We start from the raw sequence: 23,423 nt of genomic DNA, 5'->3' as shown, positions 1-23,423 counted from the left end.
CGGCCGGGGCGGACCGTCAGTCGCTGTGGACGCTCACCTCGTACAGCGAGTACCCCCAGTCCGTGCCCCGGTCGAGGAACTGCAGGCGGACGTAGCGGGCCGGCGTTCCGGCGAAGCGTGCGGTGTCGAGGCCGCCGTCCCCGGAGGTCGTGGACCACACGGTGCGCCAGTCGGTGCCGTCCGTGGAGAGCTCGATGCGGTACGCACGGCCGTAGGCACGCTCCCAGTCGAGGGTGACCCTGCCGACCCGGTGGGTGGCGCCGAGGTCCAGGCGCAGCCACTGCGCGTCGCTCCAGACGCTGGCCCACCGGGTGTCACGGCGGCCGTCCACGGCCCGGCCGGGCGCATAGCTGGTGAAGGGGTTCCACCACTCGGTGGAGCTGGCGGTCGCGCCGGCGCCCGCGGCGAGGTCGGCCAGGGCCTGGTGCCGTTCGGTGGCGCCCCAGGTGCGCAGATAGGACTCGGCGCCCCGGAACAGGTCGTCGACCACGTCCTGTCCGCCGGTCACCCGGATGTCCTCGATCCAGTCCGGTACGAGCCCGTAGTGCGCGGCCCCGTCGGTGTTCAGGTCCCAGGTGCGCTCACCGGCGGTCTGCCGGTCGATGACGGAGCCGCCGTCGGTGCTGCGGAAGGGGTACGTCACCGGGTGGGGGGCGTCGGCGCCGCGCGGGCCGGGCCAGCCGCCGACGCCGTTCATGTCGGTGCCATAGCCGTAGCCGACGCCGTACTTGTCGCGCAGCGCCTCGGTCCGGCGCGCCTCCGCGGTGAAGCTTCCCGAACCGTGCATGTACTGGGCGATGAAGCCGCCGAGACCGTAGACGCGCTCGGTCCAGTTGAGGTCCATCCAGCTGTGGGAGGAGAGCACGCCCGGGTAGGAGGCGGAGTCGAACAGGTCCAGGACCCGCCCGGCGGCCTTGACGCTCATGTGGTCGATCTCGACCATCATCTTGCGCTGCATCATGCCGCGTACGGCGTACTCGCCGAGGTCGGTGAGCCCGCGCACGTTGCACCGGGCATCGCTGTCGTAGGCGGGCACCTCGACGCCCGCCGGGAGCTTCTGCTCGGCCGCCGACGCGGCCAGGCCGATGGGGTTGTCGTGCTGGGGGCCGGTGCACTTCTCGGTGCGCCAGAAGGTGCCGGTGGAGAGGAACTGGCCCACGTTGATGGCCGTTCCGAGCGTGCCCGAGTCGAAGCGGACGCCGCACAGGGCGTTGTCGAACTTGTGGCAGAGGAACATGCTGCGCACACCGAGGGCGTACAGCTCGTCGAGGCCCTTGTCGATGTCCGCCTTGCTGCACTGCGGCACGTCGAGGATCTGCTTGCAGCCGAACGGCTCGGAGGTCTCCACGCCCAGGACGACGGCGAGTCTGCCCTGTTCGATCACCTGCCGGGCCTGCGCGGTGTCGGTGACGACCCGGAACCAGCCCTTGCCGGGGCCGCCGTACATCCGGTCGATGTACGCCTGGAGGTCGTAGGTCAGTTTCGCCTGGAGGCGGATGGAGGTCATCTCGTCGCAGGAGCGGTCCTTGAAGAAGTAGACCGAGCAGATCACCCCGTTGGTGACGAGGTCGTTGACGAGCACGCGCTGTCCGCCGCGCCAGGCCCGCTCGATCCACGCGTAGTAGTTCTGCTGGTGGGTGCGCGAGTCGTGGGCGGGCCAGTCCTTGAAGGTGGGCCAGCCGACGGGGTCGTGGCGGCCGTCGCCGCCGTTGGTGATGAAGTCGAAGACGGCCAGCGTGCCGTCGGGGTAGTGCTCGGGGCAGTCCTTGAGCGCGTCGGCGACGCCCGCCTCGGAGAACACCTTGCCGCAGATGAGGCGTCCGCCGAACGCCTCGTTGGAGAACAGGTGGTCGTGGGCGTCGACGAAGCCGCGCACGTCGCCCTGCGCGTCGGTGCCGCGGAAGGGTTCGCCGGTGACGCCGATCCCCGAGTCCGGGGCGGGCCGGGCGACCGGGTCCCACCACGCCTCGGCCGCGGCGGCGGAGCCGGGCGCCGGGCCCAGGGCCATGGCCAGCACGAGCAGCAGGAGCGAGACGACGACGGTGTACGGGCGTCGAAGCATGGCGACGTCCCCCGATCGGAAGATGACTTTTGTCATGCCCAGTGAAAGTTACCGACGAGGATCGCGAGGGGACCCTGGGGAGTCAATACTCGTGCGGCACCCGGCAGGGCGGGCCGGCCCGCCCTGCACCGGGGCGGGCCCACGCACCCGGCCCCGGAGCGGCACGGGGAGCGGCCCCGGGAGCGGTTCGGGAAGCGGCACGGGGAGCGGTTCGGGACGACGTGGGGGCGTGGCGGCGCCTCCCCCGCGGGCGCTCGGCGTCCGGGCCGTGGTCCGGGAGCGCGGTCAACGGCCCGTGGGCGTGCCCTGGTTGTGGAACATCTGCCAGCGGGCCGGCCCGACCCGGCGCCACAGGGAGGTCCGGTGGGAGCTCCGGCCCTCGATGTGCGCCGTGTACTTGAGCATCACCAGCCCGTCGGCCAGCCGCACGCCCCACATCCGCTCGACCTCGATGGGGTCGCCGTCGGGATCGGTGTACGCGGCCACCCGCTCCGCGGTCCCCTCGAAGCGGATCTCCCCGCCCGAGGCACCGAACTCGTGGAAGTCCGGCGCGAGGAAGCTCCTCAGCCGGCCGGCGTCCGCCCGGCACGCCGGGGAGAGCGTCTCGTACTCGGCGGCCATCGCCTCGGCCACCTGCGGATCGTCGGTGCCCCGGGCGGGCTGCGCGGACGTCATCCGTCGAGGAGTATCACGCCCGGCGTGGCGCCGGAAAGGCGGCCGCGGCGTCCGGCGGGCCACCGCCGGTCCCCCCCACACCGCCGCGCGCGCGGACCAGTCGTGACGCGGCGACGGGGCGGCACGGTGACGGCGCGGCGCGACGCGACGGCGCGGCGCAGCGACGGGGCGGCGCAGCGACGGGGCGACGGGGCGACGGGGCGGGGACCTGCGGTCAGCGCACCTCGTCCAGCACGGCCCGGATGACATGGCGGGCGCCCGCGGCCATCGCCGGGTTCGTGTTCCGGTAGTACGGCAGGGCGATCAGCGCCTGCGACAGGGCACGGGCCCGGCCGCGCCGCCAGGTGGCGTCGTCGACGCCGAGGGCGTCGCGGAAGGTGCCGCGGGCGTGCGCCGGGAGCAGGTTCCACGCCGGAATCAGGTCGCAGGCCGGGTCGCCGGCGCCCGCGCAGCCGAAGTCGATCACCGCGGTGAGCCGGCCGCCGGCGACGAGGACGTTGCCCGGCATCAGATCCGCGTGCAGCCACACCGGCGGGCCCTCCCAGGCGGGGCCGCCCAGCGCCTCCGCCCAGACCGCGGACACGGCGTCGCAGTCGACGCCCTCCTCGGGCAGACCGCGGAGCCGCCCGACGGCCGCCCGGGTCTCCCGGTCCAGCCCGGCGAGCGGACCGCCCCGGTGCGCGCGCGGCGCGCCCGGCAGGCGGACCGCGCGCAGGGCCGCCACGAACCCCGCCAGGTCCGCCGCGAGGGCGAGCGGCTCGTCGAGGGCTCCGGCCCGCGGAGGCTCCCCGGCGAGCCAGCGGTGGACCGACCACGGCCAGGGATAGCCCTCGGCGGGCCGTCCCGCTCCCAGCACCTCGGGCACGGCCACGGGCAGCACCGGCCCGAGCCGGGGGAGCCACGTCTGCTCCCGCTCCACGTCCGGGACGCCGCCCGCCGTCAGCGGCAGCCGGACGGCCATGCCGTCGCCCAGCCGGTACATCGCGTTGACGGTCCCGCCGGACGGGACGCGCTCGACCGGCAGGCCGGCCCATCCCGGAAACCGGCCGGCCACGAGCCTTTGTACGAGGTCGTCGTCGACGGGGAACTGGCCGGGGTGCATGGGTACGGCGGCTTCCCCTGCTTCCCCTGCTTCCGGTCTCTCCGGTCTCTCCGGGTTCAAGGGGCTCTCCGCGGTCCTCGTGTTCCCGGCCGGTTCGCTGTGTTCACGGGGGTTCATCCGACCCGGCCGCCCCGGCGGCGTCAAGTCCTTTCCGCGGACGCGGTGGTGAGAGGGTCTCCGGACCGGCCCCGGCCCGTCCTCGGGACGGCCAGAGGACCGAACCCCGGATGCGCAGCCGGCCGGGCCGGCCCGCTCCGGGCCGTGGCCGCCCCTCGGCCGCTCCGGGGTGGCTATCATCTCGGCGTGAACACCCACTGGCACGTCGTCCTTCCGCCGCCGCCCCGCACCTGACGGGCGCGCGGACTCCGGCGGAAGAACCCCTCCGTGCCCCGGCCGGCCCTCCGAGGGCGGCCCGGGGCGGTCGTCGTGCGCTCGTCGCGGATCGATTCCTCTGACGCCTTCGACGACGGAAGACCACGACTGTGCCGAACCGCACCTCTGTCACGACCGGCGTGCGCCCGACGCGCACCGCCGCGCACGCCTCCCGCCACCGGCTCCTCGGCGGACCCGCCCCGATCCTCCTCGCGTCCGTGCTGTGGGGCACGACCGGAACCGTGAGTTCCCTGGCTCCGGCCGACGCGCCCGCCGCGGCGATCGGCAGCGCCGGACTCGCCCTCGGCGGCCTGCTGCTGTTCCTCACCTCTCGCGGGGCGCGTTCGCTGCCCCGCCGCTGCACCCGGGGTGAGCGGCGCCTGCTCGCTCTCGGTGCGGTGGCCGTGGCCGGATATCCGGTCACCTTCTATCCGGCGGTGGCCCGTTCCGGCGTGGCCGTGGCCACGGTGATCGCGCTGGGCGGCGCGCCCGTGTTCGCCGGGCTGCTGGCCTGGGCCACCGGCCGGGCCCGGCCGACCGCACGCTGGACCGCCGCCACGGCCGCCGCCGTCCTCGGCTGCGCCCTGCTGGTCCTGGGCCCGGCCCTGACCGGGGGCGGCACGTCGGCGGACGCGGCGGGTCTGGGCCTCGCCGCGTGCGCGGGACTGTCGTACGCCGTCTACGCGCTGGTCGGCGGCGCACTCATCGCGCGCGGCCACGCCTCGGACGCGGTGCTGGGCGTCCTGTTCGGCGCGGCGGGGCTGCTCGTCGTCCCGCTCGTGCTGTCCACCGGCACGGCCTGGCTCGCCGACCGGCGCGGGGCGGGCACGGCAGGCTATCTCGCCGTGTTCACCGTGTGCGTGGCGTACCGCCTGTTCGGTCACGGTCTGCGCCGCACCCCGGTGTCGGTGGCGACGTCCCTGACCCTCGCCGAGCCGGCCGTCGCCGCGGTACTGGGCGTCGGCGTGCTCGGAGAGCGCCTGAGCCCGCTCTCGTGGTGCGGCCTGGCCGTACTGGCGGGCGCGCTGGTCCTGCTCGCCGTCCCGGCGGGCGGCCGCCGGCACTGACCGGGCACGGTTCCCCGCACCCCTCGCCGGGTGCGGGGAACCCCGCGGCGCTGCGGGGCCGGATCCCGGGGCGGCCGGCCCGGGGGCGCCTCGGCGGGAGGGTCGTCCGCCCGGGGCGGGGCCCGTGACTCCGGGGCGCCGCCTCGCGAGGCAGCGGGGTCGTCCGCGCTCACGCACCCGGCCTCCACGGACGGTCCGTCGGCGCGGCGCGGCGCGGCGAGGCGCCGTGCCGGGCGTCGCGGGCGCGACGGGCCGCCGGCGGCACGCCCTGGTGCCGCGGCAGGCGACATGCGCCCCGTCGCGACGCGCGGCACGCACTCGCGCCGCACCGTCCGCAAGCCCGGGCACGTCCCGTACGGGGCGTCCGGCCGGCCCGCCGGGAGCACGCGCCGGACGCCGCTCCTCGACGGGCAACCGTCGCCTGCCGCGGCACCAGGGCGTGTTTCGAAAGTAGCGTCGTCTGCCCGAAGGGCAGGCCTGGCGGCGTCTGGTGCGTGCGATCGCAAGGCGGAGGGTCGCCCCGATACTGGATGTATCGGGGCGAGCCCGACAACGCGGCGAGCGTGCGTGCCAGACGCCGCCAGGCAGGCGGGACTTTCGAAACACGCCCTAGAGTGGCGACGACCTGCCCGGACACCCCGGGCGGGCGGGGCGAGGGAAGGGGCCGCCGTGGCGAGGGCCGGACTCAGCGCGGAGCGTGTGACCCGGGCCGGCGCGGAGCTGGCCGACGAGGTCGGCTTCGAGCAGGTGACCGTGTCCGCGGTGGCCCGGCGGTTCGACGTCCGGGTCGCCAGCCTCTACTCGCACGTCAGGAGCTCGCACGACCTCAAGACCCGGATCGCGCTGCTCGCCCTGGAGGAGCTCGCCGACCGGGCGGCGGACGCACTCGCCGGCCGGACGGGCAAGGACGCCCTGCGAGCCCTCGCCGACGTCTACCGCGACTACGCCCGCGAGCACCCGGGCCGCTACGCGGCGGCCCAGTTCCGGCTGGACCCGCGGACGGCGGCGGCCGGCGCGGGCGTGCGGCACGCACAGCTCACCCGGGCGATCCTGCGCGGCTACGACCTGGCCGAACCGGACCGGACGCATGCCGTCCGGCTCCTCGGCAGCGTCTTCCACGGCTACGTCAGCCTGGAGATGGGCGGCGGCTTCAGCCACAGCGCCCCTGACACCCAGGAGACGTGGACCAGGATCATCGACGCCCTGGACGCGCTGCTGCGGAACTGGCCGGATCCGCCCCCGGCCGACCGCCGCTGACGGTGCGTCGGAGCGGCCGCCCCGCAGTCCCGTCACCGAAGGGCCGCGGTGCGGTCAGGACCCGGCCGGGGGCACCGGGAACAGCAGGCAGCTGCTGGTGGCGTGGGCGAGCAGACGCTCGGCGTCGTCCACCAGCGTGGCCTCGGCGAGTGCCGTGCGCCGACCGCTGGTGACGACCCGGCCGACGGCCCGCACCGGCCCGGTGTCCACGGTCACCCGGCGCAGGAACTTCACGCTGAGGTCGAGCGAGGTGTAGCCCGTGGCCTCGGGCAGCACGGACTGCACGGCGCAGCCGGCCGCCGAGTCGAGCAGGGTGGCGAAGACACCGCCGTGCACGCTGCCGATGGGGTTGTAGTGCTCCTCCCCCGGTTTCAGGGAGAAGACCGCGCGGCCGTGCTCGACCTCGTCGAGCGTGAAGCCGAGCGTCGCCATGATCGGGGGTGGCGGCAGCCGGCCCGCCAGCATGCTCCGCATCATGTCCAGCCCGGTGCCCTGCCCGACGGCACCGGCCGTGATCGCGGGATCCTGCCACTCGTACGTGCGAGTCCGTCGCATGCTGCGCTGCCCCTCCTCGGCTGACTTCACACAGCGAAGCTAGCTGGGCCGCCAGCTGACTGTCAACAGCGAAGCCAGCCGTCTACGATGGCCGCATGGAGTGGCTTGAGACGAGCACCGAGAACTGCCCCGTCCAGCGCACGCTCGACGTGGTGGGCGAGAAGTGGACGCTGCAGATCCTGCGGGACGCCGCGAACGGTGTGCGGCGGTTCGACGACTTCCGCCGCCACATCGGCATGTCCGAGGCGGTGCTGAGCGACCGGCTGCGCAAGCTGACCGCCGCCGGGATCCTCGCCACCGTCCCGTACCAGGAGCCGGGCAGCCGCTCCCGCAACGGCTACCGGCTCACCCGCAAGGGCTGGGACCTCTGGCCGGTGCTGATGGCACTGCGCCAGTGGGGCGAGCAGCACGAAGGCGAACCCGAGGGGTCCGTCCTGGACATCCGCCACGCCTCCTGCGGGTCCCCGGTCCGGATCGTGGTGGAGTGCTGCACCGAGCACACCGCGCTGACCCCGAGGGAGGTCGTGGCCCGCCCGGGTCCGGGGGCCCGGCCGCAGGCGTGAAGCCCGGGCGGGAAGCCCGGGCGGGAAGCCCGGGCGGGAAGCCCGGGCGGGAAGCCCGGGCGGGAAGCCCGGGCGGGAAGCCCGGGCGGGAAGCCCGGGCGGGAAGCCCGGGCGGGACGGTGACGGTCACCGCTGGCGGGCGGCCGGCGTTCCGGGCCCCGGTCCGCGGGCGGGCGGCGTCGCGGGCCGGCACGGTGGCCGCGGCGGCGAGGGCGCGCTCCGCACGCCGACGCCGACCGCGCCCGCCGGCCCGTGCCCGCCGGCCGGTGGCCGAGCCGGGAGCGTACGACGCGGACCGGGCGGCCGCCCGGCTGTCGCCGTCCGTGCCGGGACGCCGGGGCCCGCGTCGTGCTGCGCGGCGGATGACGTGCGGAGACGGCGCCCGCCGGGAGACGGCCGGGCCGGCGGACGGACCGCGGTACCCGCCGGGGGACCGCCGGGCGGACGGACCGCGGGCGACGGCCGCGGGGCGGCGGCCCGCGGCTCAGGCGCCGGACTCGTCGTCGAAGCTGGCGTAGTAGGCGGCGGCCATGTCCTCGTCGCCGTGGCCTCCGGCGGCTGCGCGCTCGAAGCGGGCGGCGCCCGCCTCGGCGATGTCCAGGCGCACGCCGCGCCGCCGCCCGGCCTCGGCGATCAGCCGGGCGTCCTTCGCCGCCGTCGTCACGGCGAACTGCGCCGGGGTGAGCCGGTCCTGCCGGATGAGGTCCGCCTTGGCCCGCAGGTAGCCCATGTCCAGGGGGCCGCCCGCGATGAGGCCGAAGAAGTCCTCGGGGTCGACGTCCAGGGCCTTGGAGAGGGCCAGCGTCTCGCCGGCCGCGTTGGTGGCGGCCAGGACCCAGCTGTTGGCGACGAGCTTCAGCCGGGTCGCGGCGCCCTCCGCGCCGTCCTCGCCGGTCCACACGGTGCGGGCGCCGACCGCCTCGAAGACGGGCGTGACCAGATCGCGGCCCTGCGCCGGTCCGGCGGCCAGCACCAGGAGCTGTCCGGCCTCGGCGGGTTGCCGGGTGCCGAGCACGGGGGCGTCGTAGAAGACCAGGTCGTGGCGCTGGGCGAAGGCGGCGAGGTCGGCGAGGGATTCGAGCCCGGCCGTGGTGGACTGCACCCAGGCGGCCCCGGGGCGCAGCCCGTCGGCGGCCTGCCGCATGACGTCCAGGGTCACGGGCCCGTCGAACAGCATGGTGAGGACGACGTCGGCGCCCTCGACCGCGTCCGCGGGAGAGTCCACCACGTGTACGCCGTCGGCGGCCAGCGGCTCCGCCTTGGGCCGGCTGCGGTTCCAGGCTCGGACGGTGTGACCGGCGCGGGCGAGGTTGCGGGCCATGGCGGCACCCATGATGCCGGTGCCGAGGACGGTGACGGTGAGTTGGTCGGTCATGCCCTCCACCTTGGTGATCCGCACGGCACGGGGCAAGCCGGCGGGTGGCGCCGCGTCACCTCCGGCGCGGCGGCCCGCCCGGAAGGTGTCGTTCCGGGCGGGCCGGGTGGCGCGGGGGCCGACGGCGCGGGAGGGACGCGCCCGTCGGCCCGCGGTGCCGGGACCGGTCCCGCGGCCGCCCCGCCCGCCGCACAGTCCGGGCGGGGCGGCCGCGGCCGGGTCAGGCCTGGGCGGCCGGGTAGGTCGGGTACTCCACCCCGGAGACGTGCTGCACGACACGCACGACCTGGCAGGAGTAGCCGAACTCGTTGTCGTACCACAGGTAGAGGATCGCGTTGTCGCCCTCGACCTTGGTGGCGCCGGCGTCGACGATCGAGGCGTGGCGGGAGCCGATGAAGTCGCTGGAGACCGCGTCCGGGGCGCTGATGAAGTCGATCTGACGGCGCAGCGGCGAGGTCAGCGACACCTCGCGCAGGTGGTCGAGGACCTCCTCGCGGGTGGTCTCGCGGGCGAGCTGGAGGTTGAGGATCGCGATGGAGACGTCCGGGACGGGGACGCGGATGGAGCTGCCGGTGATCCTGGCCTTCAGGTCGGGCAGCGCCTTGGCGACGGCGGAGGCGGCGCCCGTCTCGGTGATGACCATGTTCAGCGGCGCGGAGCGGCCGCGGCGCTCGGACTTGTGGTAGTTGTCCAGGAGGTTCTGGTCGTTGGTGAAGGAGTGGACGGTCTCCACGTGTCCGCGCCGCACACCGTAGGCGTCGTCCATGGCCTTCAGCGGCGGGACGATCGCGTTGGTCGTGCAGGAGGCGCAGGACAGGATCTGCTCGTCCGGCTTGATGGTGTCGTGGTTGACGCCGTGGACGATGTTCGGGACGTCGCCCTTGCCGGGCGCCGTCAGGACGACCTTGTCGATGCCGGGGCGCAGGTGCTGGGAGAGGCCCTCGCGGTCGCGCCACTTGCCGGTGTTGTCGATGAGGATGGCGTCCCGGATGCCGTACGCCGTGTAGTCGACCTCGCCGGGGCTGTCGGCGTGGATCACCTTGACGGCGTTGCCGTTGGCGATGATCGTGCTGTTCGCCTCGTCGACGGTGATGGTGCCCTGGAACTGGCCGTGGATGGAGTCGCGGCGCAGCAGGGAGGCGCGCTTGACGAGGTCCTCGCCGGAGCTGCCGCCGCGCACGACGATGGCGCGCAGGCGCAGTCCGTTGCCGGAGCCGGCCTTCTCGATCAGCAGGCGGGCGACGAGGCGGCCGATGCGGCCGAAGCCGTACAGCACGACGTCGCGGCCCTCGCCGCGCTCGATCTTGTGGGCACCGGTGGCGCCGGCGACGGCCTCGGCGGTGAACTCGGCGACGGTCAGGCCGCGGTCGTCGGCCTTGTAGGTCGCGGCGAGCATGCCGATGTCGATCTGGGAGGGGCCGAGGTCCAGTGCGGTGAGGGCCGCGAGGAACGGCATCGTGTCGGTGACCGAGAGCTCCTCGCCGTCGATCTGGCGGGCGAAGCGGTGGGTCTTGAGGATGCTGACCACCGACTTGTTCACCAAGGAGCGGCTGTGCAGCAGGACGGTCACGTCCCGCTCGCGGTGCAGCTTCCCGATGAGCGGGATCATCGACTCCGCGATCTCCTCGCGGTTCTTCCAGTTGGTGAACGAGTCGTCGTTGACAGTCACAGTCTTCACTTTCGAGCTAGTCGGCGCTCATATGCTAACCCGATGGATATCCGGTGCTGCCGGGGGTGCCGGTCACCGCGGATTCACCCTGGACGGGGCCTCGCCCCGGTCGGCACGCGGGGCACGCGGGGCACGCCGCGCACGCCGTCCGCCCCGTCCGCCCGGCGGTGCGCAGTGGGCGGACGGGGCGGCGGCGCGACGGGGGCGACGGGGACAGCGGGGCGGCCCGTGCGCCGTGAAGCGGACGGGGCGGGCCGACGGGAGGGGTCAGAACCGGGGCGGTCCGGCGGCGGCCAGGACGAGCGCGGCCGCTCCCGTGCCGAGCAGCGCTCCGGCGACCACGTCGCCCGGGTAGTGGACCCCGGTGTGCACCCTGGAGTAGCCGACCGCCGCTGCGAGCAGGCCCAGCGGCACGGTGGTGACGGGCAGGGCGGGGCCGACCGCGGCGGCGAAGGCCACGGCGGAGGCGGTGTGGCCGGAGGGGAAGGACGCGGAGTCGGGCATCGGCACGTGCCGGCCGGGGAACGGCGAGTCCTCGGCCCGGTGCGGCCGGCGGCGGCGCACCAGTTTCTTGCCGACCAGGTTGGCGGTCGCCGAGGCGACCCCCACGGCGGCCATGCCCAGCACGGCCGCGCGCCGGGGGCGGCCGGGCAGCAGCGCGAGCAGCCCCGCGGCGGTCAGGGAGATCTTGGAGTGGTCGGCGGCCGCGGACAGCCGCCGCAGGGCCACGTCCAGCGCCGGCGTCTCGGTCACCTTCACCGCCTCGTACAGCGCCTGGTCGAGCGCGCCGAGATCGTGCACCAGACGCCACCGGGGCAGAGCGTCGCGGACCGGCTCGTCGTGCGGCACCGCGACGGGGGACACGTCGCCCGGAGGGACGTCGTCATGGGGCGGGCTTCCGTGGGGAGGGCCTCCGTGGGGAGGGCGGTCGTGGGGAGGGCGGTCGTGCGGCGGATGGTCGTGCGGCGGACGGTCGTGCGGCGGACGGTCGGGCATCAGTCGGCTCCTTGCGCTGTACTGCGGGAGGCCTCCGTGCTGCGGGAGGTCCCCGTGCTGCGGGAGGTCAGGGCCAGCCGGACGATGCGCCGCCAGTCCACCGGAGGTGTCGCGTAGGTGGCGCCCGGCCGGTGCCGGGGCACCCGGACCCGCAGCATCCTCGGGCGTACGGTGCACACGACCGGCACGGACAGGGTGAGCGCCTCTCCGTCCACCGCCACCGGGATCCGGTCGGCGTCGGCGCGCACCTCCACCCGTCTGGCGGTCAGCGTCCGGATGCCGCCCGCCCGTTCCCCGAGCAGCGCCACCTCGGCGGCCTGGGCCGCGCCCTCCACCCGCACGGAGATCACGCCGAGCCGGCCGCGGTCCAGCCGGGGCCTGCGCCCGGCGCCGAAGGGGTCGGCACGGGCGTAGGCGTTGTTGCTGACGAGGAGCGCCTGCGGGGCGGAGAGCCGGGTGCCGTCGGCCTCCGCCTCCAGACGGGGTCCGGCCTCGCCCTGGAGGAGGTCCGGGAGGTGTTCGAGGGCGGTGGCGGCCTTGGCGTCGCGGTACTCGGGGTTCTGCACGATGTGCGCGTACGCCCCGAAGGACACGGTGTTGACGAAGGGCCGGCCGGCGACGTCGCCGAGGTCGACACGCAGCTCGACGCCGTCCGTGAGCGCGTCGAGACAGGTGGACGGGTCGGTGCGGTCGAGGCCCAGGTCCATCGCGAAGTGGTTGCGGGTGCCGGCGGAGACCACGAGGAAGGGCAGGCGGTGCCCGGCGGCGACGGCCGCCACCGTGGCGAGGGTGCCGTCGCCGCCGGCGGCGCCGATCAGGTCGGCGCCCCCGGCGATCGCCTGCCGGGCCAGGGTCTCGGCGTCGGGCCCGTCGGGTTCGAGGAGGAGCACCCGGGCGCCGAGTGCCTCGGCGCGTTCGACGAGTCCGAAACGCTCCACCTTCCCCTCCCCCGAACGCGGGTTCATGATGAGCACCGGGCGGCGCGGCGGGGACGCCTTGCGCGCGTGCATGCCGTACGGCTGCCGCAGCCGGCGCAGTGCGGCACGGGCGAAGGCCAGCGCGCCGCCCCACAGCAGGATCACGACGACGGCGAGGACCCACACGCCGGTCGCGGCGAACAGCACCAGCACGGCCACCGGCGTGCCCAGCGCGAGCAGGGCGCCCGCCAGGCGCGCCACGCCCCGGTACGCGAGGGCCCACCACACACCGGCGGCGGTGAGGGCGAATCCGGCGGCGCCGGCGACGAGCAGCAGCCAGCCGCCGGAGCCGGTCGCGGCGGCCAGGAACGCGAAGGCGCCCAGGCCGCACAGCACCGACAGCCGCGCCCAGACGTGGGCGCGGCTCTCGCCGGACGCGGCGCCGTCCGGGCCGGAGCCCGGTCCCGCAGCGATGGCCATCCCTCACCCAGCCTTCGGTCGTCGCACCCCGTCCCGCCTCGGGCGCGAGGAGGGACGTGCACCGGTGGCGCGGTACGGACCCGTCCGCGTCGGCCGTGCAGTCGACGATCTCATGCCCGCCCGGCCGGAGCCAGCGACACGGGAGGCCGCACCCGGCGCGGGTGCGGCCTCCGAGGGCGGGGTCACGCCCGGCTGCGGGCGTGACCCCCACCGCACAACGGGCGTACGGGCGTACGGCCGGGCGGTGCCGGGACGGGCGGGACGAGCGGGACGGGCGGGACGAGCGGGGCTACGCGAAGCGCTGGCGGGCCGAGCCGTCGCAGGGCTGCAGCCGCAGCGGGTCCTTCGCCGAGGCCAGGGTCAGGCACAGGCCGGTCGCGGCGGCGGGGCGGATCGTGCCGGACTGGCGGACGAACTGCTGGTTGGCGCCGCCGTGGCAGTTCCACACGATGAGGGCGCGGCCCGCGGTGTAGCCGGAGTCGGGCACGTCCAGGCAGCGGTCGTGGGTGAGTTCGGTGTGCAGGGAGCGCCGGGTGCCGTCGTACCACCAGCCCTGGTTGCGGCCGCCGTGGCAGTCCCAGCCGATGACCGCGGTGCCGTTGGCGCTGGAGCCGCCCTTGGCGTCCAGGCAGGACCCGGTGGCCTCGTTGGTCAGCGGGCGGAACGCGTCGTCCCAGGCGAGCGGGTACAGCCGGGGAGTGCCGGTGCTCGCCGGGTCGGCGCAACCCGCCTCGCCGAGGCCCGAGTCGTACAGCTCGGTGAGGCAGGTGGCGAAGGCGGCGTGACCGCGCTGGTTGGGGTGGAAGGACTGGCGGGCGGTGTTCTCGTCCCAGGGGAAGTGGTCGCCGAGGTCGAGGTAGAGGCCGCGCGCCCAGGTCTGCTCCATGCAGACCTCGTGCCCGTGGAAGAGACGGGAGTTGTCCAGGTAGACCGCGCCGGCCGCGCGGGCCGCCTGCCGGATGCCGCGCTCGAAGGCGGGTACGGCCTGGTCGCGGCCCCACTGGGCGTCGGAGTCGTAGCCGGCGCAGCCGCCGGGCAGCTTGCCGGGGAAGGCGGGGTTGTCGTGGATGTCGGGTCCGATGGGGCTGGGGTAGCCCATGACGACGAGTCGGTAGTCCCCGTCGGCGTACCCGGCGTCGCGCATCACCGTGCGCAGGTCGCGGACGGTCTGCTCGACCTTGGGGCGCAGTTGGTCGACTCGGGCCTGCCAGCCGGGGGCGTACTTGGGCTCGCAGGTGCCCTGGCTGAGCACCCATCGGGTGACGCAGTCGGTGATCACCGGGCCGAACTGGAGGTCGTCGTTGGCGCCCGCGACGAGCAGCACCATCTTCACGCGCGTGTTGCGGGCCTTGACGGCCAGGTTGTCGCTCTGGACGAGTTCGTCGGCGTACTGCTTGGTGCCGCCGATGCGGATGTTGACCGTGGAGGCACCCGAGCAGGCCACGTTGTAGGTGACGTCGGCGGGGATGCCGGTGCGGTGGACGGCCGCGTCGGGCGACCGGTGGCACCAGTTGTCGGGGCCGTTGGTGCCCGGCTCGTAGGTGCCGACGCCCTCGCCGGAGATCTCGCTGTCGCCCAGCGAGATCAGGGACGACTTGCGCTCGGCGAGCGGGCGTTCGGCCGGATCGCCGTACAGGGCGGTGGCCTCGGCGGCGCGGATCTGCTCCAGTGCGGCCGGGAGCGGGGCCGCGGTGGTCGCCGCCGGTCCGGCCGCGGCGCCGGCCGCCGGGGCGGACAGCCCCGCCAGCACGGTCGCGGCCGCCGCGGCGAGGGCGGCGGCCGTGCATCTGATTCTGGGTACCGTGCGCTTCATGACGCCTCCCCGATGCAGGTGATACCCACGGTCCTACTAGCGGGTAGCAGCGTTGGGAAGACGTTGAACGTGAGAAAGTTTCAGCTTCTGCTTCCGTGCGGCCCGCCACCACACCCGTCATCCGCCGCGGAGTCGACGGCTCCGGCGGTCAGGCGGCAGAAGCAGGAGGACTCCACGGGCACGTCCGCCAGCGCCGCGGCGAAGGTCAGCTGCTGGCCCACGATCGCCGCCTCGCCCTCCTTGCCGAGCCGCAGGAGGCACTCGTGGAGGCCGTGGAGCGCCCACACGTTCCCGGGGTGCCGGCAGGCGCGCGGCAGCGTGTCGTCGAGCCCGAGGTCGGCACGGTAGACCGCCTCCGCCCGCTCGACGTGGCCCTGCTCCAGCAGGAGGGCGCCCAGGGCGTGACGGGCGGGCTGCATCCATCCCCAGGGCTCGTCGTAGGGGAGCGTGTCGTCCAGTTCCACGGACCGCTCCAGCACGGCGAACGCCTCGTCGAAGTCACCCTTGCGGTAGGCGAGTTCGCCGTCGAGCAGGGCGGACGCGACGGCGAGGACGTCGGCGCAGGTGTTGTTGAAGAGCATCCGCGAGTCCGGCACCCGGGTGAGTGCCGCACGGAACAGCTCGCGCTCGGCCTCCGCCTCCGGGACGCGGCCGGTGGCCGCCAGCGCCACGCCACGGGCGTAGTGGAGCATCGCCGTGCTCACGCAGTACAGCTCCGGGTCGGCGGGGAACGGCAGGGCGAGGATGTCCTCCCAGCGGCCGAACCGGATGAGGACGTGCACGCGCATCGCCCAGAACCCCTCCAGCCAGTCCGCCATCGGCGGGCTCTGCACCCGCAGCAGCTCCTCCGGGACGGCCTCCTCCAGGCGCGCCGCGGTCTCCAGCGCCACCTGGGACCGGCCCAGGAACATGGCGCCGTAGATCCTGAAGTGGAGGTTGTGCGCGCGGTAGAGGGTGTAGAAGCCGGTCGCGCCGGAGCGGGCGAAGTACCTGTCGTCGGCCGCGATCGCCCTGGTGTTGTCCGCGACCACCTGCCGGTAGTCGCCGCAGAGCACCTCCAGGTGCGAGGGCATGTGCTGCAGGTGCCCGGCGTCCGGGACCAGGTCGCGCAGCCGGTCCGCCACGGGCAGGGCCGCCTCCGGGACCGGGGACATCTCCATCAGATGGATGTACAGGTGCAGCAGCCCCGGGTGGGACAGACCGCCCGGCGCGGCGAGCGCCCGGTCGAGGACGTCCTTCGCCTCCAGCGTCCGGGCTCCCTCGGCGGGCTCTCCCGACCGCAGGTCCCACAGCTGCCAGGGCGTCAGGTTCATCAGCGCGTCGGCGCACAGGGCGGCCACGTCGAGGTCGCCGGGCGCGAGGGCGTGGACGGCGGCCATGCGGTCGGCGTACGGCGCGTTCCACACCGAGCAGTCCTCGGCGGGCCGGTCCTGCGGGTAGCGGGCGCGCAGCGCCTCGATCAGGGCGCGCTCGACCGGGGTCGCCCCGGCGGCCAGTTCGCGGGCGCGCTCGACGGCGGCGTGCGTGCGCCGGACGCTGCGGGTCAGGTCGTCGCCGTCGAAGGCCTCCCAGGGCTTGTTGTAGTTGGGGCCCAGGGCGTAGGCGATGCCCCAGTGGGCCATGGCGCAGTCGGGGTCTGCGGCGAGGGCCCGCTCGAAGCAGGCGACGGCCTCCTCGTGGTGGAAGGCGTACGTCCACACCAGACCGCGGTCGAACCACGTCTGGGCGGTGGGTGAGGAGGTCGTCACGGGGCGGGTGTGGCTGCCGAGGTCGTAGTAGTCCATACGAGGTTCCTGGCTGGTCGGCCGCCGGGGCGCGGGATGGGCCCTGGTCGTGCCTCCGCAGCGTAGGCGCTCCGCCGGCGGGGCCGGGGACGGTGAGCAGTGGGGGAGCGTGGCGCCGCGTGGGGCGGGGCCCGGCTGCCCGGGGCGGGGCGCCGGCGTCGTCGAGGTCTCGCGCCGCTTTGCGCGCCCGCTTCCCGAAGCGGTGCCCGTCGTGAGCGGGTGCGGCGCCGTCCTGGGGGCTCGCGCCGTTCCCCGCGCCCCCTCCGCTACGGGCCCGCCGTCGACGGGTGCGGCGCCGTCACGGGTCTTCGCGCCGTTCCGCGTGCACTTCCGGGGCGGCCCGCCGTCCTTCCGGGGCGGCCCGCCGTCGAGGAGTACGGCGCCGTCGCGGGGCCTCGGGCCGGCCGGTGGGGCGGGGAGGGCGGGGAGGGTCAGGGGGGCGTCGGGGACGGCGTGGCGGGGGTGCGGGGGGATCGCTGCCGTAGGCGGTGGAGGGCTGTTTCACCCCAACGGATGTTCTCCTGCTCGAAGGCCATGCCCCGCAGGAGGGTGAGGTAGGGGCCGATGCGTTCGGCCTCGGCGAAGTACTCGTCCTCGGTGCGGCCGTCCAGCAGCCGCTGCCGCAGCCGTTCGTAGCGGTCGAGCTTGGCGGCGGCCCGTTCCATCCGCGCGGCGACCGCGGCCCGCACCGCGCCGAGATCGCCGTCGTCCGCGCACTGCACCTTCACCATCAGCTCGTCACGGATCGCGGTCGGCTTGGCGGGCGGCTCGGCGACGTACGCGCGCACCGCCCGCTGCCCGGCCTCGGTGAGGGAGAACACCCGCTTGTTGGGGCGGCGCTCCTGCTGCACGACCCGGGCGGCGATCAGGCCGTCGCGCTCCATGCGCTCCAGCTCCCGGTAGAGCTGCTGCGGTGAGGCCGTCCAGAAGTTGGCGACCGAGGCGTCGAACTCCTTCGCGAGGTCGTAGCCGGACGCCTCGCCCTGCAGCAGAGCCGCCATGAGCGCGTGTCGCAGTGCCATGGCAGCAAGCTAGCACCGGCCCCGTCGGCGGAACCCGGCAGGCCGTGGGCCCGCCCCGGCGAGACCGCTTGGGCTGCCGCTTGGGGGGAACCCGTGGCGCATGACCGGTATGGATCTGCACAGCACCGCCTTCGACGACCGGGCCGCCATCCCGCGCCGGTACGCGCTGGAGGGCGAGAACGTCTCTCCTCCGCTGGCCTGGTCCGGCGTCCCGGACGGCGCCGCCGAGCTGGTCCTCGTCTGCGAGGACCCCGACGCGCCGTCGGGCACCTTCGTGCACTGGGTCGTCGTGGGCATCGACCCGCACAGCGACGGGGCCCGCAGCGGCGAGCAGCCGCGTGGCGGCACCGGCCTCGTCAACGGCTACGGACTGCGCGGCTGGGGCGGCCCCCACCCCCCGCCCGGCGACGAGGCGCACCACTACCGCTTCCGGCTCTACGCCCTCCGCGAGCCCTGCGTCCTGCCCGAGGCGCCCTCCGCGGAGCAGGTGCACCGGGCGGTGGCGGACAGGGAACTCGCCAGCGGCACGCTGGTGGGCATGTACCACCGCTGAGCGCGGCGCGGGACACCCCGCCGCTCCGCGGCCGGGGCTCTGCGGCGTGCCCGCGGCCTCCCCCGGCCGGAATGACACGGGCCCCGGGCGCGTTGTGCGAGGCGACGGACAGGGGCCCGGACCGGAGCCGGCCCCGCACGTCGCAGCAGACAGGGCAGCGGACATCGCAGCAGCAGAAGGGGTGTGAGACCGATGGCGTCGACCGGGCCGGAGGTGGCCGGTGCCACTCCGCTGGTGACCGGATGTGGTCGCCGGATCACGGTGAAGTGCCTCAGGCTGGCGCCTGACGACCGGCCGATCAGCCGGGTCACCCTCGACGTGGGCGGCTACCGGGACGGGGCCCCCGGCGTCTGGGCGTCGCTGACCGCCACCGAGGCCCGCGAACTGGCCCGCCGGCTGCTCGAGCGCGCCGACCTGGCCGAGCCCGCACCCGGACCGGCCCGCACGGCGGCTCCCTCCCAGCCCGGCTCCGTACCCGCCCGGCCTCGCTGACCCGCGCCCGGAGCGCCGCACGGCGGCTGCGCTCGAACGCGGCTCGGCGGACCGTCGAGGCGAACGGCAGGGCGGCTGCAACGGGTGCGGGGCGAAAACCCGTTGCGGCCGGTCACCCGCACGACGGACGCTTCACCTCATGCCGTCCTCTCTCCGTCCGGCCACACTCGCCGACGCCCCTGCCGTGACCGACCTGCTCAACGCCGTCGACCTGATCGAGATCGGCCGGGCCGAGACCGACCTGCACACCGTGGAGGCGGATCTCAAGCACCCCGAGACCGACCTGGAGCGGGACACCTGGCTGGCGTTCGAGGGGGACGCGCTGGTGGCGTACGGGCTGCTGTGGGACGAGTCGGAGGGCGAGCGCATCGACATCGACCACTACGCGCTGCCCGACCACCAGGACGCCGCGTTCGAGGTTCTCGCCGCCATGGAGGCCCGGGCGCTGCAGAAGGCGCGCGCCAACGGGGCGGAGCGGGCGGTGGTCCACCTGCATCTGAACGTGCGGCCCACGACCGACCTCGCCAGGCTGCGGGACCGGGGCTGGCGGGACGTGCGCCGCTACCACGTGCTGCGCCGCCCCCTGGACCCGGCCGCGGACCGGGTGCCGGAGCTTCCCGAGGGGGTGCACATCCGCCCCTGCGCAACGGAGGCGGACAGGGAACTCGTCCACCGGCTGTACCAGGAGTCGTTCGCCGAGCACTTCGACTTCCAGCCGCGCGCCTACGCGCAGTGGCTGCAGGACATGGACGCCGCCGCGATGGACTGGTCGCTGGTGTGGATCGCCGCCACCGACGACCTCGGCGACGTCGGTTTCCTCGTGGCGCGCAACGACCGCGAGGCCATGGGCTGGATACGCAGCATCGGAGTCCTGTCCCGGGCCCGCGGCACGGGCCTGGGCGGACTGCTGCTGCGGCAGGCCTTCGCCGTGTTCGCCGGGCTGGGCCGGGACACCGTGGGTCTGGGCGTGGACACCTCCAACTCCACCGGCGCGCCCCGCCTCTACCACCGCAACGGCATGACCGTGCACTACGCCGTCGACACCTGGGAGACGGTTCTCGGCTGAGCCGCCCCGCGGCCCGGCCGGCCGGGGCGCGGGGCCGCGGATGCCGCAGATGCCGCGGAAGTTGCGGAAGTCGCGGAAGTCGCCGAAGTCGCGCCGGCGGGCCTGCCTGGCCGGCGTGCCCACCGGGGTCCACGCCGGCACCGGTGACCGAGGACCTGGCACCGAGCGGGCCGTCCCCCGCCGACGCTCTAGGGTGAGCGCATGATCACGAACGACGGGTATCTCACCGCACTGTTCTCCCTGCGGGGGCGTGTCGCCCTCGTCACCGGCGGCAGCTCGGGGATCGGCCGGGCCGTCGCGGGCGCCCTCGCCCGCGCCGGGGCGAGCGTGGTCGTGGTGGCCAGACGGGAGCCGGAACTGGCGGCCACCGTCGCCGAACTGGCCGCCGACGGCTGCCACGCGGCCTGGGTCAGCGCCGACCTGGGCAGCCGGGACGGAGTCCGGGCCGCCGCCGAGGAGTCGGTGACGCACTTCGGCGAACCGGACATCCTGGTCAACTCCGCGGGCATCAACCTGCGGCCGCCCCTGAGCGAACTCGGCGACGACGTGTGGGACGCGACCATGGCGGTCAACCTGGAGGCGCCCTTCCTCCTCGGCCGGCGCTTCGGCCCGGGGATGGCCGAGCGGGGCTACGGGCGGATCATCCACATCAGCTCGCAGCAGGCGCACCGGGCGTTCGTCCAGAGCGGCGCCTACGGGGTGTCGAAGGGCGCGCTGGAGTCCCTGGCCCGGTCCCAGGCCGAGGCCTGGTCACCGCACGGCGTCACCTGCAACACGCTCGTGCCCGGCTTCGTGCCGACCCCGCTCAACGCCCGTCTGCAGTCCGACCCCGACACCATGGCGGCGCTGGCCGCCCGCACGATGGCCGGCCGCAACGGTCTGCCCGAGGACCTCGCCGGCGCGGCCGTCTTCCTCTCCGGCCGTGCCGCCGCGTACATCACCGGACAGTCGCTCTTCGTCGACGGCGGCCTGTCGGTGCACTGAGCCGAACGGACCGGTGCTCTCTGCTCACGGACGCAAGCCCGGCCCCCCGGCGCGCGGCTCGCGGCTTGGGGCTCGCAGCTCGCGGGGCGCGGGGCGCGGGGCGCGGCCTGAGATGGGAGCGCCGCTCCGCAAAGAGAGCAGCGCTCCGCGAGCAGAGCACCGCGCCGGGAAGCGAGCACCGCTCCACAAACAGAGCACCGCTCCACAAGCAGAGCAACGTTCCGCAAACAGAGCAGCGCTCACTCACCGGAGCACCGCGCTGGGAAGCGAGCACCGCTCCACAACGAGAGCACCGCTCCACAAACAGAGCAACGTTCCGCAAACAGAGCAGCGCTCACTCACCGGAGCACCGCTCCCCGCCACGCCCGGCCTCGGCCCACCTCGCCCCGCCACGCCCGCCCAGGGCCCTCACGGCCCCGCGGCCCCGCGGCCTCGCGGCCCCGCGGCCCCGCGGCCCCCTGTCATGCTTGACCACGGCCGGGCCGCGGCGCACCCGTCGCCCCGTACACCGTCGTCACCCGCCGTCTTCGCCGCAGAGCAGGAACGATCACTCCGGCGCGGGGTCACGGGACGAGGGTGAGATGCCGGCCGGGACAGGCGGACGGGCGCACCGGCGGGCGGACGGGACCCGGAGGCAGGACCCCAAGGATGGGTTTCCCCCTTCATAAATCCCGCTTATGAGCCCATAGAACGGACCCGCGTACCAACTTAGGCTTGCCTTAACTTAGGCTTCCTCCGAGATCACTCGTCACCGCTCGAAGGGAACCTGATCATGTCGCGCCCCCTGCGCGTAGCCATCGTCGGAGCCGGGCCCGCCGGCATCTACGCCGCCGACGCCCTTCTGAAGTCCGACGTGGCCGCCGGACCCGGCGTGTCCATCGACCTCTTCGAGCGCATGCCCGCCCCGTTCGGCCTGATCCGCTACGGGGTCGCGCCGGACCACCCCCGCATCAAGGGCATCGTCACGGCGCTGCACCAGGTGCTCGACAAGCCGCAGGTGCGCCTGTTCGGCAATGTGAACTACGGCACGGACATCCACCTGGACGACCTGCGGGCGTTCTACGACGCGGTGATCTTCTCCACGGGGGCCGTGGCCGACCGCGAACTCGGCATCCCCGGGGTCGAACTGGACGGCAGCTACGGTGCCGCCGACTTCGCGTCCTGGTACGACGGTCACCCGGACGTGCCGCGCAGCTGGCCGCTGGAGGCGGAGAAGGTAGCCGTGCTGGGTGTGGGCAACGTGGCGCTCGACGTGTCCCGCATCCTCGCCAAGACCGCCGACGAGCTGCTCCCGACGGAGATCCCGCCGAACGTCCACGCGTGCCTGAAGGCCAACAGGGCCGTCGAGATCCACGTGTTCGGCCGGCGCGGCCCCGCCCAGGCCAAGTTCAGCCCGATGGAGCTGCGCGAGCTGGACCACTCCCCCTCCATCGAGGTCGTCGTCAACCCCGAGGACATCGACTACGACGAGGGTTCGATCGCCGACCGGCGCGGCAACAAGCAGACCGACATGGTCGCCAAGACCCTGGAGAACTGGGCGATCCGCGACGTCGGCGACCGGCCGCACAAGCTGTTCCTGCACTTCTTCGAGTCGCCGGTGGAGATCCTCGGCGAGGACGGCAGGGTCGTCGGCCTGCGCACCGAGCGCACCGAGCTGGACGGCACCGGCAACGTCAGGGGCACCGGCCGGTTCACCGACTGGGACGTGGACGCCGTCTACCGCGCGGTCGGCTACCTGTCGGACAAACTCCCCAAGCTGCCCTGGGACATCGCGTCCGGCACCGTCCCGGACGAGGGCGGCCGGGTCATCGAGGAGAGCGGGGCGCACCTGTCGTCGGTGTACGTCACCGGCTGGATCCGGCGCGGTCCGGTCGGCCTGATCGGCCACACCAAGGGCGATGCGAACGAGACCGTGGCCAACCTCCTGGACGACTTCGCCCACGAGCGCCTGCACACACCCCAGTCGCCCGCCCCGGAGGCCGTGGACGCGTTCCTCGCCGAGCGGAACCTGCGCTTCACCACCTGGGAGGGCTGGTACCGGCTCGACGCCGCGGAGAAGGCGCTGGGCGAGCCGCAGGGCCGCGAGCGGGTGAAGATCGTCGAGCGTGAGGACATGCTGCGGGCCAGCGGCGCGTAGCCGGCTCCGCCCGCCGGCGAGCGACCCGGCCGGGGCCCGTACCGCAGCGGACGGCGTCCGCTGCGGTACGGGCCCCGGCGGCCTCCGTGCGGTCTCTGTGCGGTCTCCGTGCGGTCTCCGTGCGACCTCCGTGCGTCGACGGGCCGCGGCCGCCACACCCGCCGAACTGCCGTACGAGCCGCCTCCCGTCGCACCGGCCCCGTCCGCCGGACGGGGCCGCGGCGGCGGGTGCGGACGCCGCCGCGCGGACAGGGCCCGCCCCGAGGCGGATGGCGGGCGCGCCCTGTCCGCCCCGGGATTCTCGCCTCCGGGGGCGCACCGGGACAGGAGTGGGCGCCCCGGCGTCGGGTGCGCGCTCCGCACCCCGCCAGCGCCCCGCGCACCCCGCCCGCGGCGCACGTGCCCCGCGCGTCCCCTGCGGCTCCACCGCCCCGCACGGCACGCACGGGCCCGCGGGGCGCGCGGCGCCGGGTCCGGGCGCC

Annotated in this window: 19 protein-coding genes; 8 read left to right on the top strand and 11 right to left on the bottom strand. The window is 74.9% G+C overall.

All coding sequences use genetic code 11. The features are described from left to right. Positions 1 to 16: 16 nt before the first annotated feature. The 3 genes from AC5K6T_RS13530 to AC5K6T_RS13520 form a co-directional block, all read right to left on the bottom strand. The gene (locus AC5K6T_RS13530; protein WP_493208749.1) at positions 17 to 2,098 is read right to left on the bottom strand and encodes a galactose-binding domain-containing protein; all 2,082 of its coding nucleotides are present in this window, start codon (positions 2,096 to 2,098) and stop codon (positions 17 to 19) included. A 249-nt stretch (positions 2,099 to 2,347) separates the two neighbouring features. Beyond that, positions 2,348 to 2,737 (bottom strand): DUF4440 domain-containing protein, encoded by a 390-nt coding sequence (locus AC5K6T_RS13525; RefSeq protein WP_493208748.1) that lies wholly within the window; start codon positions 2,735 to 2,737, stop codon positions 2,348 to 2,350. A gap of 214 nt (positions 2,738 to 2,951) precedes the next feature. Further along, on the bottom strand, positions 2,952 to 3,839 hold the full coding sequence (locus tag AC5K6T_RS13520) for an aminoglycoside phosphotransferase family protein (protein WP_493208747.1): 888 nt from the start codon (positions 3,837 to 3,839) through the stop codon (positions 2,952 to 2,954). A 512-nt stretch (positions 3,840 to 4,351) separates the two neighbouring features. Here AC5K6T_RS13520 and AC5K6T_RS13515 point away from each other — a divergent pair. Both AC5K6T_RS13515 and AC5K6T_RS13510 read left to right on the top strand, forming a co-directional pair. Beyond that, on the top strand, positions 4,352 to 5,278 hold the full coding sequence (locus AC5K6T_RS13515) for an EamA family transporter (protein ID WP_493208745.1): 927 nt from the start codon (positions 4,352 to 4,354) through the stop codon (positions 5,276 to 5,278). 669 nt (positions 5,279 to 5,947) lie between these two features. Then, entirely contained in the window at positions 5,948 to 6,535 is a 588-nt protein-coding gene (locus AC5K6T_RS13510) for a TetR/AcrR family transcriptional regulator (RefSeq protein WP_493208743.1), read from the top strand. 54 nt (positions 6,536 to 6,589) lie between these two features. Here the strand turns inward: AC5K6T_RS13510 and AC5K6T_RS13505 are convergent, their stop codons facing one another. Further along, positions 6,590 to 7,090: a PaaI family thioesterase gene (locus AC5K6T_RS13505; protein WP_493208742.1), complete on the bottom strand. Its 501-nt coding sequence runs from the start codon at positions 7,088 to 7,090 to the stop codon at positions 6,590 to 6,592. A gap of 95 nt (positions 7,091 to 7,185) precedes the next feature. On the opposite strand from AC5K6T_RS13505, the gene AC5K6T_RS13500 reads away from it, so the two are divergent. Further along, the gene (locus AC5K6T_RS13500) at positions 7,186 to 7,653 is read left to right on the top strand and encodes a winged helix-turn-helix transcriptional regulator (RefSeq protein WP_493208740.1); all 468 of its coding nucleotides are present in this window, start codon (positions 7,186 to 7,188) and stop codon (positions 7,651 to 7,653) included. Between the two features lie 484 nt (positions 7,654 to 8,137). Here the strand turns inward: AC5K6T_RS13500 and AC5K6T_RS13495 are convergent, their stop codons facing one another. From AC5K6T_RS13495 to AC5K6T_RS13465, 7 genes are all read right to left on the bottom strand, one after another. Continuing rightward, positions 8,138 to 9,028 (bottom strand): NAD(P)-dependent oxidoreductase, encoded by an 891-nt coding sequence (locus AC5K6T_RS13495; protein WP_493208739.1) that lies wholly within the window; start codon positions 9,026 to 9,028, stop codon positions 8,138 to 8,140. Between the two features lie 220 nt (positions 9,029 to 9,248). Beyond that, a complete protein-coding gene (locus AC5K6T_RS13490; RefSeq protein WP_493209346.1) occupies positions 9,249 to 10,697 on the bottom strand; it encodes a glyceraldehyde-3-phosphate dehydrogenase in 1,449 nt (482 codons plus the stop codon). 267 nt (positions 10,698 to 10,964) lie between these two features. Then, entirely contained in the window at positions 10,965 to 11,561 is a 597-nt protein-coding gene (locus tag AC5K6T_RS13485; RefSeq protein ID WP_493208737.1) for a phosphatase PAP2 family protein, read from the bottom strand. A 131-nt stretch (positions 11,562 to 11,692) separates the two neighbouring features. Beyond that, a complete protein-coding gene (locus tag AC5K6T_RS13480; protein WP_493208736.1) occupies positions 11,693 to 13,090 on the bottom strand; it encodes a diacylglycerol/lipid kinase family protein in 1,398 nt (465 codons plus the stop codon). Positions 13,091 to 13,379: 289 nt separating this feature from the next. Further along, positions 13,380 to 14,903, bottom strand: a complete 1,524-nt coding sequence (locus AC5K6T_RS13475) for a ricin-type beta-trefoil lectin domain protein (protein WP_493208734.1) — start codon at positions 14,901 to 14,903, stop codon at positions 13,380 to 13,382. A gap of 80 nt (positions 14,904 to 14,983) precedes the next feature. After that, complete coding sequence (locus AC5K6T_RS13470; RefSeq protein WP_493208732.1) at positions 14,984 to 16,687, bottom strand: tetratricopeptide repeat protein; 1,704 nt, start codon at positions 16,685 to 16,687, stop codon at positions 14,984 to 14,986. A gap of 431 nt (positions 16,688 to 17,118) precedes the next feature. Further along, positions 17,119 to 17,709 (bottom strand): PadR family transcriptional regulator, encoded by a 591-nt coding sequence (locus AC5K6T_RS13465; protein ID WP_493208731.1) that lies wholly within the window; start codon positions 17,707 to 17,709, stop codon positions 17,119 to 17,121. Positions 17,710 to 17,809: 100 nt separating this feature from the next. Here AC5K6T_RS13465 and AC5K6T_RS13460 point away from each other — a divergent pair, with 100 nt between their 5' ends. The 5 genes from AC5K6T_RS13460 (at position 17,810) to AC5K6T_RS13440 (ending at position 22,941) form a co-directional block, all read left to right on the top strand. After that, positions 17,810 to 18,262 (top strand): YbhB/YbcL family Raf kinase inhibitor-like protein, encoded by a 453-nt coding sequence (locus AC5K6T_RS13460; protein WP_493208729.1) that lies wholly within the window; start codon positions 17,810 to 17,812, stop codon positions 18,260 to 18,262. Positions 18,263 to 18,454: 192 nt separating this feature from the next. After that, entirely contained in the window at positions 18,455 to 18,754 is a 300-nt protein-coding gene (locus tag AC5K6T_RS13455; RefSeq protein WP_493208727.1) for a hypothetical protein, read from the top strand. Positions 18,755 to 18,893: 139 nt separating this feature from the next. Beyond that, entirely contained in the window at positions 18,894 to 19,820 is a 927-nt protein-coding gene (locus AC5K6T_RS13450) for a GNAT family N-acetyltransferase (protein WP_493208726.1), read from the top strand. Between the two features lie 201 nt (positions 19,821 to 20,021). Continuing rightward, positions 20,022 to 20,804: an SDR family NAD(P)-dependent oxidoreductase gene (locus AC5K6T_RS13445; RefSeq protein ID WP_493208725.1), complete on the top strand. Its 783-nt coding sequence runs from the start codon at positions 20,022 to 20,024 to the stop codon at positions 20,802 to 20,804. Between the two features lie 772 nt (positions 20,805 to 21,576). Beyond that, positions 21,577 to 22,941 (top strand): FAD-dependent oxidoreductase, encoded by a 1,365-nt coding sequence (locus AC5K6T_RS13440; protein WP_493208724.1) that lies wholly within the window; start codon positions 21,577 to 21,579, stop codon positions 22,939 to 22,941. Positions 22,942 to 23,423: the final 482 nt, after the last annotated feature.

The sequence above is a fragment of the Streptomyces sp. B8-7 genome, assembly GCF_058833805.1.
The sequence above is the reverse complement of the archived record's forward strand: the minus strand, read 5'-3'. Positions and strand labels throughout refer to the sequence as shown.